Origin of the sequence: Gottfriedia acidiceleris (genome assembly GCF_036421055.1) — a bacterium.
In the GTDB taxonomy this organism is placed as follows: domain Bacteria; phylum Bacillota; class Bacilli; order Bacillales; family Bacillaceae_G; genus Gottfriedia; species Gottfriedia acidiceleris_C.
The window spans coordinates 236,123-248,209 of sequence record NZ_JAZGQS010000002.1 but is presented as its reverse complement, the minus strand read 5'-3'; the positions used below and the strand labels follow the sequence as shown (position 1 = coordinate 248,209).

General features: G+C 32.2%; 15 protein-coding genes. 3 read left to right on the top strand and 12 right to left on the bottom strand.

Features of this window, described 5'->3' with window-relative positions:
• Positions 1–72 precede the first annotated feature (72 nt).
• Positions 73–351, bottom strand: coding sequence for a post-transcriptional regulator (locus RAH41_RS03885; protein WP_069035158.1), 279 nt, complete (start codon positions 349–351; stop codon positions 73–75).
• A gap of 156 nt (positions 352–507) precedes the next feature.
• Here RAH41_RS03885 and spoVB point away from each other — a divergent pair, with 156 nt between their 5' ends.
• The gene (spoVB, locus tag RAH41_RS03880; RefSeq protein ID WP_331220807.1) at positions 508–2,064 is read left to right on the top strand and encodes a stage V sporulation protein B; all 1,557 of its coding nucleotides are present in this window, start codon (positions 508–510) and stop codon (positions 2,062–2,064) included.
• 349 nt (positions 2,065–2,413) lie between these two features.
• Here spoVB and RAH41_RS03875 read toward each other — a convergent pair whose 3' ends face one another.
• The gene (locus tag RAH41_RS03875) at positions 2,414–3,064 is read right to left on the bottom strand and encodes a DUF421 domain-containing protein (protein ID WP_331220806.1); all 651 of its coding nucleotides are present in this window, start codon (positions 3,062–3,064) and stop codon (positions 2,414–2,416) included.
• A 211-nt stretch (positions 3,065–3,275) separates the two neighbouring features.
• Between RAH41_RS03875 and RAH41_RS03870 the strand changes: the two genes are divergently transcribed.
• Positions 3,276–3,659, top strand: coding sequence for a TIGR04086 family membrane protein (locus tag RAH41_RS03870; protein WP_331220805.1), 384 nt, complete (start codon positions 3,276–3,278; stop codon positions 3,657–3,659).
• A 132-nt stretch (positions 3,660–3,791) separates the two neighbouring features.
• Here the strand turns inward: RAH41_RS03870 and yajC are convergent, their stop codons facing one another.
• The 6 genes from yajC to ruvA form a co-directional block, all read right to left on the bottom strand.
• Positions 3,792–4,064 (bottom strand): preprotein translocase subunit YajC, encoded by a 273-nt coding sequence (gene yajC, locus RAH41_RS03865; RefSeq protein ID WP_331220803.1) that lies wholly within the window; start codon positions 4,062–4,064, stop codon positions 3,792–3,794.
• 27 nt (positions 4,065–4,091) lie between these two features.
• Complete coding sequence (gene tgt / locus RAH41_RS03860) at positions 4,092–5,231, bottom strand: tRNA guanosine(34) transglycosylase Tgt (RefSeq protein ID WP_331220801.1); 1,140 nt, start codon at positions 5,229–5,231, stop codon at positions 4,092–4,094.
• A gap of 20 nt (positions 5,232–5,251) precedes the next feature.
• A complete protein-coding gene (gene queA, locus RAH41_RS03855) occupies positions 5,252–6,280 on the bottom strand; it encodes a tRNA preQ1(34) S-adenosylmethionine ribosyltransferase-isomerase QueA (RefSeq protein ID WP_331220800.1) in 1,029 nt (342 codons plus the stop codon).
• 85 nt (positions 6,281–6,365) lie between these two features.
• A complete protein-coding gene (locus tag RAH41_RS03850) occupies positions 6,366–6,563 on the bottom strand; it encodes a DUF2905 domain-containing protein (RefSeq protein ID WP_331220799.1) in 198 nt (65 codons plus the stop codon).
• Entirely contained in the window at positions 6,560–7,561 is a 1,002-nt protein-coding gene (gene ruvB, locus RAH41_RS03845) for a Holliday junction branch migration DNA helicase RuvB (protein WP_331220798.1), read from the bottom strand. Before ruvB ends, RAH41_RS03850 begins: the two co-directional genes overlap by 4 nt.
• Positions 7,562–7,566: 5 nt before the next feature.
• A complete protein-coding gene (gene ruvA, locus RAH41_RS03840; RefSeq protein WP_331220797.1) occupies positions 7,567–8,184 on the bottom strand; it encodes a Holliday junction branch migration protein RuvA in 618 nt (205 codons plus the stop codon).
• Between the two features lie 169 nt (positions 8,185–8,353).
• Here ruvA and RAH41_RS03835 point away from each other — a divergent pair, with 169 nt between their 5' ends.
• Positions 8,354–8,971: a GNAT family protein gene (locus RAH41_RS03835; protein WP_331220795.1), complete on the top strand. Its 618-nt coding sequence runs from the start codon at positions 8,354–8,356 to the stop codon at positions 8,969–8,971.
• A gap of 77 nt (positions 8,972–9,048) precedes the next feature.
• On the opposite strand, the gene RAH41_RS03830 is transcribed toward RAH41_RS03835, so the two are convergent.
• The 4 genes from RAH41_RS03830 to RAH41_RS03815 form a co-directional block, all read right to left on the bottom strand.
• Positions 9,049–9,558 (bottom strand): BofC C-terminal domain-containing protein, encoded by a 510-nt coding sequence (locus tag RAH41_RS03830; RefSeq protein WP_331220793.1) that lies wholly within the window; start codon positions 9,556–9,558, stop codon positions 9,049–9,051.
• 185 nt (positions 9,559–9,743) lie between these two features.
• On the bottom strand, positions 9,744–10,202 hold the full coding sequence (locus RAH41_RS03825) for a GNAT family N-acetyltransferase (protein WP_331220791.1): 459 nt from the start codon (positions 10,200–10,202) through the stop codon (positions 9,744–9,746).
• 14 nt (positions 10,203–10,216) lie between these two features.
• On the bottom strand, positions 10,217–10,798 hold the full coding sequence (locus tag RAH41_RS03820; protein ID WP_331220788.1) for a TetR/AcrR family transcriptional regulator: 582 nt from the start codon (positions 10,796–10,798) through the stop codon (positions 10,217–10,219).
• A 291-nt stretch (positions 10,799–11,089) separates the two neighbouring features.
• Positions 11,090–11,863 carry a YhcN/YlaJ family sporulation lipoprotein gene (locus RAH41_RS03815; RefSeq protein ID WP_331220786.1) on the bottom strand — a complete coding sequence of 258 codons (774 nt, stop codon included), beginning with the start codon at positions 11,861–11,863 and terminating at the stop codon, positions 11,090–11,092.
• Between the last annotated feature and the right edge of the window lie 224 nt (positions 11,864–12,087).

Below are 12,087 nucleotides of genomic sequence, written 5' to 3'. Positions count from 1 at the left end.
GTTCTAGTACGAAAATGGTATGTTTTCATTCTTATATTATACAAATGCAATTTTTTTATTGTCAATTAATGGTTAAACTGACTCCCCAAACTGCCAAGTAGGTGATTTAAATGCTTCGATTCGAATATAATTCATATAATCGTTTACAGTTAATGAGAGTATGTCTTCTACCAGTTGAAAAAGCTTTGGTTCATCCTCTTTCTTTCGCCATAAGGTTCTTTCGAGGCATTCCCATAAGTCATCCTCACTGACAGTATCGAATCCAAGCATTCTAAATTCATCCAGTTTACTTTCAATTACTACCTGTAGCTTAGGTTTAAATTCTGCAGCTTGTTGATGAAAAGTCGACATACTCTTCCCCCCTAATTTTCTGTATTTTTAGAAAAATGATTTTAAACCTTCACATTCATTTACTAGATGTTGAACTAACTTGTCATGCTTGCCTACATTTCTAGCATATATATAATTGTAAATCATTCTAGGCTGTTTGAGAAGGTGGTAAAAGTAATGACAAAGCAAACGTTTTTAAGAGGAACGTTTTTTTTACTTATTGCAGGGCTTATCACAAGAATATTAGGGTTTTTTAATCGAATTGTTGTAGCAAGAATTATGGGTGAAGAGGGCGTAGGATTATTTATGATGGCAGTCCCGACACTATTTTTGGTCATGACGCTTACACAGCTCGGCCTACCAATTGCCATCTCGAAATTAATAGCAGAAGCAGTTGCTCAAAATAGACAAGATCGGATAAAAAAGATTTTAGCTGTTTCCATGTCAATAACCGGCATATTAAGTATTATTTTTACAACAGCAATGATCGTTTTATCCCCTTTCATCGCTAAAAACTTATTAACGGATGATAGGACTATGTACCCATTAATTACCATCGCTCCAGTTGTTCCAATTATCGCAATCTCATCAGTTTTAAGAGGATATTTTCAAGGCGTACAAAATATGCGACCTTCTTCCTTTTCCCAAGTTATTGAACAAGTTGTTCGAATAGTACTAGTTGCAGTTTGTACTAAAACTTTTTTACCATATGGTGTTGAATTTGCCGCTAGTGGAGCCATTATCTCTTCTGTATTAGGAGAATTAGCTTCCTTAATTTATATGCTTTATGTTTTTAAGAAAGAAAAAAATGCAAAGTTCATTTCTGGATTTAAGAACAATATTAAAGATGGAAGAAAAACGCTTAGCGATTTATTAAGTATTGCATTACCAACAACCGGAAGTCGTTTAATTGGTTCAATATCAATGTTTTTAGAACCAATTGTTGTCTCACAAAGTTTAGCAATTGCAGGGGTATCCGCAGCTGTTGCAACTAAACAATATGGATTACTTGCAGGGTACGCACTACCTCTATTACTTTTACCAGCTTTTATTACTTATGCACTATCTACTTCACTTGTACCAGCGATTAGTGAAGCAATGGCCAAAAAAGATCGTGTAACTGTTGAAAGAAGATTGCAGCAAGCACTACGGTATTCAATGATTGCAGGCGGTTGGTCTGTTGTCATTTTATACGTATTTGCTTCACCGATTTTAACACTAATGTACAAAAGTGACCAAGCTACGAATTTTATATTACTTTTAGCACCTTGCTTTATTTTTTACTATTTCCAAGGACCACTTCAAGCTGTATTGCAGGCACTTAATCTTGCTAATTCAGCTATGATTAATAGCTTTGTCGGTTCAGTCGTAAAAATCGCTAGTATTTTATTACTAGCTACAAATCCAAAGTTCGGTATCAACGGTGTTGCTTTAGCTATGAATATTAGTATTGTAACAATAACAGTTCTTCACTATTTCACTGTATTAAAGGCCATCAACTTTTCAATTTTTGTTAAGGATTATGTTTATTGTTTAATCATTTTAGGTATTTGTATTTATGTCGGCAAGTTCATCAAAGAATATGTAGTTTTTTCATCTTCATTATTAGTACAAACCTTAGCAAGTATTTCTGTTGTTACATTGATGTATTTCTTATTAATTTTATTATTTAATCTAGTTAAGAAAGATGAGATCATCCGAATTCCTTTCTTTAAAAAGCTAATTACAAGATAATTGACAATTCAATAGAACATTACAAAACCTCAAAGTAATTTTGAAGTGTACCCCAAATGTTAAACACAGTCTAACATTTGGAGGTGCACTTCATTTAATGTACTTTGTGGTTTCTTTAAAGACTATTTTAGTAAAAAAAAGTTTTTAATAGTTTTTTCAGCGAAATTATATTAATTCAATTTAAAACATAAAAAACTACTTGATCATTTAGGATCAGAAACCTAATGTACCATGTTTAACACAGTGTGTTCATACTTTTGACTCAAAAGTATTTAAACATTCTAACCACAATAATAAAAAATATTAATGGACTTTCCACTTCAGGATACAGTTATCTCTAGATCCTGCATTATTCATCTTTCTTATCAAAAAATATTTCTCCGGCTCGTAAGCTGCAATAAGCTACTTGTTTAAAATCATCATAACCATGCTTTTTTAACTGTTCTAATAGCCATTGTTTATCTTTATGATATTGATTTAAATTATCTTCTTGTACGATACCATCTAATATTAATGGAAATGTGAGTGAACTATAATTTATATCACCGTTAATTTCTTTTTTAAATATTGATAATTTTCCTGTAGGCTCTAGTAATGCATAATCAACATCCCGTACGTCCCCAATATCCTTCTCTCTAAGTTGGAGTAATAGATCGTCAAATGTGTATCTTTGTTTTTTCATCTCTTTCTCCAAAACTTTACCTTTACTAATGATTAATACGGGATGTCCATCTAATATTTTTCTAAATTTAACACTTTTTAGCGAAATTAAGGAAAAGATTATTTGGATAACGACAATTAAAAACATTGGATAGATTACTTTTATAATTGGATCAGAATGGTTTTCGATACCGATGGCTGCTATTTCAGTTAGCAATATGTATACGACTAAATCTAATAAACTTAACTCTCCTATTTCTCTCTTACCCATTAACCGAAAGAAAAATGCAATAATTAAATAAATTAAAATGGTACGAATCGTCATAGAACCTAATTCCATTTTACTTACCCTCACATCCAAAACTTGTTGATTTTAAAAAACATGTTTTTCAGCTAGCGCTTAACACCTGTAAATCCAACTAATTTTCTATAAAGAAAATAATCGTAGAATTTTGTTCAGAATTTTACTATTTCTAATTGCTCTATAAGTATTCTAAAAATTCATCTCATGAATATGCTTGTATTAAAAGAGTGTACAAGGGGGAATATGAATGAAAAAAACAGCTGTAGCTGTCTCTTTTGGCTTTTTAACTATTCTATTATTAGTATTGTCAATTAGTTTGATTTTATCATTATTACTTAAACTAACTTCACTTACAGAAGCAAGTGTCACAACAGCAACTCTTATCCTATCATTTATCGTTATGTTAATTGGTGGTTTTGTTACAGGAGCTAAAGGGAAAGAAAAAGGTTGGATTCTTGGATTATTAACAAGTGGAGCGTATTCTATTTTTGTATTTTTTGTACAGTTTCTTGGCTATGACCGAACTTTTTCACAGGAACAAATAATGTATCATGGTATCTTTTTAGGTGTTTGTATGTTAGGTTCAATTTTTGGAGTGAATGCAGCAAGTAATAAATCTTATAATAATTAATCAGACTGCCCGCCAAGCACTTGTAATCAGTCTAATCATCAAGTTTTTTATTATTTAAATTTCTTACAAAATAAACAAAACGCTAGTTTCCAAAATGGAACTAGCGTTTCTTACGATACAATTTATTAAAAATTAAGCTTGTGTTCTTGTTTCACGAATTGCGTTTTTTTCAAATACCATACGTGAACCATCAGTAGTTTTTAAAGTAATTGTATTATTTTCTTCGTTAACAGCATCAACTATACCGTGTAGCCCACCGATTGTTACAACCATATCGCCTTTGCTAATTCCAGCTTGCATAGCAGCTGTTTGCTTTTGACGCTTTTGTTGTGGACGGATTAGTAAGAAGTAGAAAACTATGAACATTAATATTAGAGGTAAAATCCCCATTAAACCATTACCCATCTTAATCTTCCTTTCAATATGTAAATTTTAGAAGTTCCTAGCGTTCGGCTTATTAAAACCGTATTGTTCAAAAAACTCTTCTCGGAAATCACCTAAACGGTCTTCGCGGATTGCTTGGCGAACTTGTTCCATTAATTGTAACAGAAAATGTAAGTTATGGTAAGTAGTCAAACGCATTCCAAACGTCTCTTCACATCGGATTAAATGACGGATATATGCTCTTGTATAGTTTTTACATGCATAACAATCACAATTAGGATCAAGTGGAGTATAGTCCTCTGCATATTTTGCATTCTTAATTACTAATCGACCTTCACTAGTCATACATGTACCATTTCGAGCGATACGCGTTGGAAGTACACAGTCAAACATATCCACTCCTCGAATTGCTCCATCGATTAACGAGTCTGGAGAACCTACCCCCATTAAATATCTTGGTTTATCCGTTGGTAATAAAGGAGTCGTAAATTCTAAAACTCTATTCATTACATCCTTTGGTTCACCAACTGATAACCCACCAATTGCATAACCAGGGAAATCTAATGAAACTAAGTCTCTTGCAGATTGTTTACGAAGTTCTTCGTATTCTCCACCTTGTACAATACCAAATAATCCTTGATCCTCTGGTCTTTGGTGTGAATTTAAACAACGTTCTGCCCATCTGCTAGTTCTCTCAACTGAACGTTTCATATAATCATACTCAGCAGGATATGGTGGACACTCATCAAACGCCATCATGATATCAGAACCTAATGCATTTTGAATTTCCATCGCCTTTTCTGGTGAAAGGAATAATTTATCGCCATTTAAGTGATTTCTGAAATGTACGCCTTCTTCTTCAATTTTTCGGAATTGACTTAAGCTGAATACTTGGAATCCACCTGAATCTGTTAAGATTGCACGATCCCAGTTCATAAATTTATGTAAGCCACCAGCTTTTTTAATAATCTCATGTCCAGGCCTTAACCATAAATGGTAAGTATTACTTAATATAATACCTGATCCCATTGCTTTTAAATCTTCAGGAGCCATTGTTTTAACAGTGGCTAAAGTACCAACAGGCATAAATGCTGGAGTTTCAAATGAACCATGTGGAGTATGGACAATTCCTAATCTCGCACCTGTTTGCTTACAAGTTTTAATATGTTCATAACGAATTGCTGTCATTTTTCGATTCCTTTCAATTCTTAAAGTATTAACATTGCATCGCCAAAGCTAAAAAAGCGATATTTTTGATTTACTGCTTCTTTATAAGCAGATAAAACTGGTTCTCTTCCAGCTAAAGCACTAATCAGCATAATTAAAGTTGATTTTGGTAAATGGAAGTTCGTAATCATCCCGTCAATTCCCATAAATTTATATCCCGGGAAAATGAAGATAGACGTCCAACCACTAGCCCCTTCAAACTTACCGTTATTAGCTGTAGCAATCGTTTCAACTGTGCGTGTAGATGTTGTTCCAACAGTAATGATTCTACCACCGTTTGCTTTCGTTTCATTTAACAGTTTAGCCGTTTCATCAGACATATAGTAGTATTCTGAGTGCATATCGTGTTCTTCAATCGATTCTACACTTACTGGTCTAAATGTACCTAACCCTACATGTAATGTAATAAATGCTAACTTTACACCTTTTTCTTGAACTTTAGCTAAGAGTTCTTTTGTAAAATGTAAACCAGCCGTAGGTGCAGCAGCTGAACCAATTTCTTTTGCAAATACAGTCTGATAACGATCTCTATCTTCTAATTTTTCTTTAATATATGGAGGAAGTGGCATTTCACCTAATTGGTCTAAGATTTCATAAAAAATCCCATCGTAATAGAATTTTAATTTTCTTCCACCTTGATCACTAGAACCTACACATTCTGCCTTTAATCTGCCATCCCCAAATAAAATGATTGTACCTTCTTTTACTCTTTTCGCAGGCTTAACTAATGTTTCCCAAACATCCTGCTCTTCTTGTTGAAGTAATAATACTTCAATTTGAGCACCTGTATCTTCTTTCACACCAAATAATCTTGCAGGCATGACTTTTGTTTCATTTAAAACTAAACAATCGCCCTCTTGTAAATAATCTAACACATCTGGAAACTGTTTATGCTCTACATTTCCAGACTCTTTATGTAATACCATTAGTCTCGATGCTTCTCTGTCCAACAAAGGAGTCTGAGCAATCAATTCTTCAGGTAAATCAAAATCAAATAAATTTACATCCATTTTATACACCTCATAAATTTCAGGAGTAGGAGAAAGGGAGATTGTCCACAATTCCCTTTTCCAAACTCTATTGATTCGTACTCATTTATTTTCTCCCAAATAAAGAAAAAATAAGTGAAAGTAAAATACTTATGATAATACATGTTACAATCGGAAAGTAAAACGATACATTTCCTTTTTTGATAAAAATATCGCCTGGAAGTTTCCCTACAAATCGAATAAACAATCCAACAACTAATAAGATAATTCCTAACGTAATTAAAATTTTTGAAAAATCAATCATTGCTCCGGCACCTGCAATCCGAAATGTTTGTATGTTAAATCAGTAACAATTCGTCCCCGAGGTGTCCGCTGAAGAAATCCAATTTGAAGTAAATATGGCTCATATACATCTTCAATTGTTTGTGACTCTTCACCGATTGAAGCTGCAATCGTATCAACCCCAACAGGACCGCCCTTAAATCGCTCTATAATAGCTAATAACAATTTATGATCGATGTGATCTAGCCCTGCTTCATCTACCTGCATTTGAATTAAAGAGTCTTTTGCAATTTCAAAGGTAATAATTCCACTTCCTTGAACTTGAGCAAAATCTCTAACTCTTCGTAATAAACGATTTGCAATTCGAGGTGTACCTCGAGACCTTCTAGCTACCTCTAAAGCAGCGTTATTTTCAATTTCCATTCCAAATAACTCTGCTGTTCTTTTTACGATCAATGCTAGCTGTTCAACTGTATAAAATTCTAACCGATTTAATACTCCAAAACGATCTCTAAGTGGTGAAGAAAGAAGTCCTGCTCTAGTTGTTGCTCCTATTAATGTAAATGGTGGCAAATCAATTCTTACCGACCTAGCAGTTGCATCTTTTCCAATTACGATATCAAAGAAAAAATCTTCCATTGCCGGGTAAAGTACTTCTTCTACTGTTCGAGGCAGTCGGTGAATTTCATCGATAAATAAAACATCACCTGGTTGAAGTGAAGTCAAAATAGCTGCTAGATCTCCAGGTCGTTCAATCGCTGGTCCTGAAGTCGTTTTGAATCCAACACCTAGTTCATTCGCAATAATTGCTGCTAAAGTGGTTTTACCTAATCCTGGGGGACCGTATAGTAGAACATGATCTAAAGACTCATTTCGCATTTTTGCAGCTTCAATAAAAACTTGCAAATTCTTTTTAACTTTATCTTGCCCTATATATTCCCTTAATGATTGAGGCCTTAGTGAAAGCTCTTGATCAAATTCCTCGCCACTACTTTCACTTGATAAAATTCGGTCATCCATTTTCATCACCTCTTAGCTTGCAATAGTAATTGAAGTGCTTTTTTAATATATTCATCAGTTGAAAGTTTTTCATTCTTTAATAACGGTACGATCTTTTTAACTTCTTTTTCCGCATAGCCTAATGCTTTCAAAGCTTCAATTGCATCATCCAATGAAGATGCTGCGCTTTCTTTCTCTTCTATTGCATCTAGGTCAGTAAATAAATCGACTTGAACTGCTCCAAAGACTTTTTCAAGTTTTCCTTTTAAATCAAGGATCATTTGTCTTGCTGTCTTTTTACCTACACCAGGAAATTTTGTTAAAAATACTTCGTCCTCTTCTTCTATCGCATGAACAATTTGATTTGGCTCACCAGTCGCAACAATTGCCAAGGCACCTTTAGGACCGATTCCTGACACACTTAACAATTTTTGAAATAAAGTACGTTCATCTAGTGTTTTAAAACCATATAACATCATAACATCTTCTCTAACATAATGATGAGTATAAACTTTTAGGAGTTCATTTGAAGGTCTAAAAACATATGGATTAGGTGTAAATAATTGATAGCCCATTCCATTATGATCAATGACAATATATTCTGGTCCAACCCATTCTATCTTTCCAATTATGTATTCGTACATGGTTTTCTCCCCTTTTTACATGTATTCCATTGTACCATAGATAGAAGAAGGAAAAAAATAGTCGGCTGTCGAAAATAAAAATTTTATATATATGATTTAACTGACTAAAAAATATAGCAAAATTGTAAAAGCTCGATAACTAAGAAAATCTATAGGGAGGCCATTCGATTTGAACATTTTTCCAATTCTAACGACAGAGAGACTTTATTTAAGAGAAATTAAAGTCACTGATCTTAATCGGATGTTTAATATATTATCAAGAGAAGATGTCACCAAATATTATGGACTAGATGCACTAAAAAATAGTAGTGAAGTATTGGATGTAATTCATTATTTTAGAGAAATGTATGAAGCGCGCAATGGCATCCGTTGGGGAATGATTGATAATGAAACAAACAAATTAATCGGAACATGTGGATTTACTGCTTACCAAGAACGAAACAAAAGGGCCGAAGTTGGCTATGAGCTACATCCAGACTATTGGAGAAAAGGTTTTGCGACTGAGGCTCTAAAAGCATTATTATCATATGGTTTTGATGTTCTCCAACTAAATCGAATTGGAGCAATTGTTTATCCAGAAAATATACCTTCCCAAAAACTCCTTGAAAAAATAGGATTTACGAATGAGGGTCTACTACGCGAGTATTTAATACAAGGAAGTACAGCTCATGATACTTATGTTTATTCAATTTTGCGAACTGAATGGGAAAGGGACCAGGAAAAGGAAGTTAGAGATAGAAGAAATGACTTAAATCATAAAAACACAAAAAATCCACAAGGAAAATAAGTCACCTTTGTGGATTTTTTTATATTTAGAAAGTTTTAGAAAGTCGTTACCAATTAACCATTGTCGAATTCCGAAATTCAATTTACGATTCTTTCATACTCTTTTAAGTAATGTAATAGATAATCGTAATGATCTTTGGTCGAAATTTTAATCCCTTTCTCAAGCTGCTTTTGTTTATTTACTTCTAATTTATTCGTATCTATTTGAAAAAAAGATTCAATGATATTATTACCACTTGGCTCTCCAATATATAAATTCAAAACTCCATCTGTATTTATACCTAAATAACCCTTCGACTTTAAAGTAGGTGAAAGGTCATTTATTTTTTTCATTAATACGATTTGATCATCATTTTCTTCTATGACTTTCCAACCCTTAAATTCTTTTTTTACTTGACCCAAGGTTTTGTGTTGATTAATATAAATTTCTTCAATCACTTCACCGTTAATATATACTTTATGTAAAATGATTGTAATCCCCTTTTTGTTAGAACTATAATGAAGATCATTATGAGTTGCCAATGTTTCAGTTTGTGCCGGTATTAATATAGCTAATAAAAAAACAAAAATTAAAACGAACTTTTTCACAAACATCCACTCCTTTAGACAAAATCATACAAGCTTTTTTAGTTTGACCATTCCTTTTATCTTTATCCATGATTAATCTTCTAAACAAAAAAACTAAAGAGTTGTCTTTAGTAAAGGGGATGAAAGCTGTAGTTCTTCTTTCTAATGAAAAAGAACCTTCTCTTTTTAACTTTATAATTTTATCTTTAATGATTAGTTGTATTTTCAAATAGAGAGATAAAAAAATTCGGTGCCACTTCAATTTTCTTATGAAATTTAAAACCAGAAGTTTTATATAAGTTAATGGCTGGTAGGTTATCTGATCCAGTTGAAACAATCACCTTTTTCTTTTTGGCAATTTCATTTAAAAAATAATGAACTAATTTTCTTGCAATCCCCTGCTTAAAGCAACTAGGATGTACTACTAGTCTACAAATTTGATATTCGTTATCGCCTTCTGAATAGGACAAAAATCCTTTTAAATCATGATCAATTGCATATCCGATAAAGATTTCTTTGGAATCTCTAATACTTTCGACATTGTCTTTTAATTGTGGTATTCCTTCAAAATTGATTAACTTTGCCTCTACCTTATATGCAGGTAACTGTACATTTATAATTGATTTTGCCATTTTATTATCTTTATTGTCTAATTTAAAAATCAAAATATATTCTCTCCCTAAACTTGCCCTTTTGATAAACCATTTAGAATATAAAAGTTAAATAACTCTGTTATTTTTTTAGGACTTAGTGCTTCATGCTCTTTCTCCCAATCGATTTTAAGTGTTGTATAAAGTCGAAACATTACTAAAGCAGTTATTTCAGGATCACATTCAACAATTTCTTTCTTTGCTATTGCTTCTTCGATTTTTTTCTGTATGTATAGAATGATTGAATGATTCAATCGTTTTAAAGCATCATGTACGATCGTCGTTCCAATTTCTCTTTGTTCCTGAAGTAACTTAATTGTTAATTCATGTTCATTATGAAAGGCAATAAAAACTTCAATTCCTTTATGTGCTTTTTCAATGAATGAATCTTCATCATGAATGGATTGTTCTGCTAAAAATTTCATTTCAGTAATTAAATTATTGATGATTTCATCAAACAATTCTTCTTTATTTTTAAAGAAAGTATAAATCGTTCCCTTTCCAACATTTGCCTGTTTTGCAATTTGACTCATTGTAGTTGCTTTATAGCCAAAAATGGTAAATGACTTTGTGGCAGCTTGTAAAATATTTTGCTTTTTCAAAAAACTCACCTCAAATTCTCTTATTAACCAATTGACCACTTCAAACTTTTGGTCAATATAAACATCACTTTACCATATTGTTTAACCCTCATCAAACGAATTAATTAACTATTCTTTGAACAAAAAGGACTAATTTTTCATCATCAAATTAAGAAAAAATTATGTGTATTTTGCAAACCAAACAAGAATTTACTCTAACTTTCAGCTTGATAAAATTTGATCTCTAAAACTCAATTTTCTCTATTTGAACATTCTAAAAAAGGAAGAAGCAAAAGCTTCTTCCTTTCAAGTGTAAGATTTTTATCGGTTTGGATTAGTTACATCCTTAACATCATTTTTTACATTACGATACATATGTTTAACACCCTTTTTTGTATCGTATAGTACATTTTTAGTGGCATTTGGAACATTATTTGTCATGTTATTTAAATTATTTCTAATTGTTCCATCGAATGTTACATATACTTTTTTGCCACTTGTGTATGGTGATAAAGCGTCTTTGATTTTAGATCTAAATGCACTTTCATCAACATTCTTATTTACTAAATCTACTGCTACAAGGACTTGATCACCAACAGCTACCGTATTTGCTTTGGCTACATTTGACATTTGTTCTACTCGTTTAGAAATTTGGTCCGCAAACTTTCGTTCCCCAGCATTCATATTAGTATTTGTACTAATATTTGTATATGGAACAAGAGGAGCTGTGTTTAAATCGTTATTATAACGAACTTGATCCATCGTGTAGTTTCTATTCATATTGTTGACATTTCTTCCATATGTTCCGTCATGGATTACGCCATCATTAGAATATTCACTACTTAAACCTTCGTTAATACGATCATTTCCGTAATGATTATTTTTCTTTGTGAAATAATCTTGGTTATTAGGATAGTTTACGTTTTCATAACGATAATTAACCGCATAAGGGTTTGTCGGTCTATTGAAGTTTACTTTTTCATAACCAACATTTCTTTTATGGTCATTCATGGCATTATTGTTTGTTCCACAAGCTGATAATGTTAAAGCTGTTAGCACCGTACCTGTAGCAACGATAAGACCTTTTTTATTCAATATAAAACCCTCCCTTTAATTACAGCTAATAGTAATACTAAAGTTGTATTACAAAGTTAGGTTGACCTTTTTAGGTGGATTTTAAATTGTTAATTGATGGTTTGAAACTCATTTTAAGTAAAAAAGTGCTCTTTAAAGGCTGTTACATTAGAAATTAATTTCTACTCCAATTAATTCCTGTATGAAATAGTTAAAATAAAAAAAAGACGATTAGAAAATAATCG

Coding starts and splice junctions, on each gene's coding strand:
- RAH41_RS03885 (WP_069035158.1), bottom strand. CDS start 351: ATGTCGACTTTTCATCAACAAGCTGCAGAATTTAAACCTAAGCTACAG.
- spoVB (WP_331220807.1), top strand. CDS start 508: ATGACAAAGCAAACGTTTTTAAGAGGAACGTTTTTTTTACTTATTGCA.
- RAH41_RS03875 (WP_331220806.1), bottom strand. CDS start 3,064: ATGGAATTAGGTTCTATGACGATTCGTACCATTTTAATTTATTTAATT.
- RAH41_RS03870 (WP_331220805.1), top strand. CDS start 3,276: ATGAAAAAAACAGCTGTAGCTGTCTCTTTTGGCTTTTTAACTATTCTA.
- yajC (WP_331220803.1), bottom strand. CDS start 4,064: ATGGGTAATGGTTTAATGGGGATTTTACCTCTAATATTAATGTTCATA.
- tgt (WP_331220801.1), bottom strand. CDS start 5,231: ATGACAGCAATTCGTTATGAACATATTAAAACTTGTAAGCAAACAGGT.
- queA (WP_331220800.1), bottom strand. CDS start 6,280: ATGGATGTAAATTTATTTGATTTTGATTTACCTGAAGAATTGATTGCT.
- RAH41_RS03850 (WP_331220799.1), bottom strand. CDS start 6,563: ATGATTGATTTTTCAAAAATTTTAATTACGTTAGGAATTATCTTATTA.
- ruvB (WP_331220798.1), bottom strand. CDS start 7,561: ATGGATGACCGAATTTTATCAAGTGAAAGTAGTGGCGAGGAATTTGAT.
- ruvA (WP_331220797.1), bottom strand. CDS start 8,184: ATGTACGAATACATAATTGGAAAGATAGAATGGGTTGGACCAGAATAT.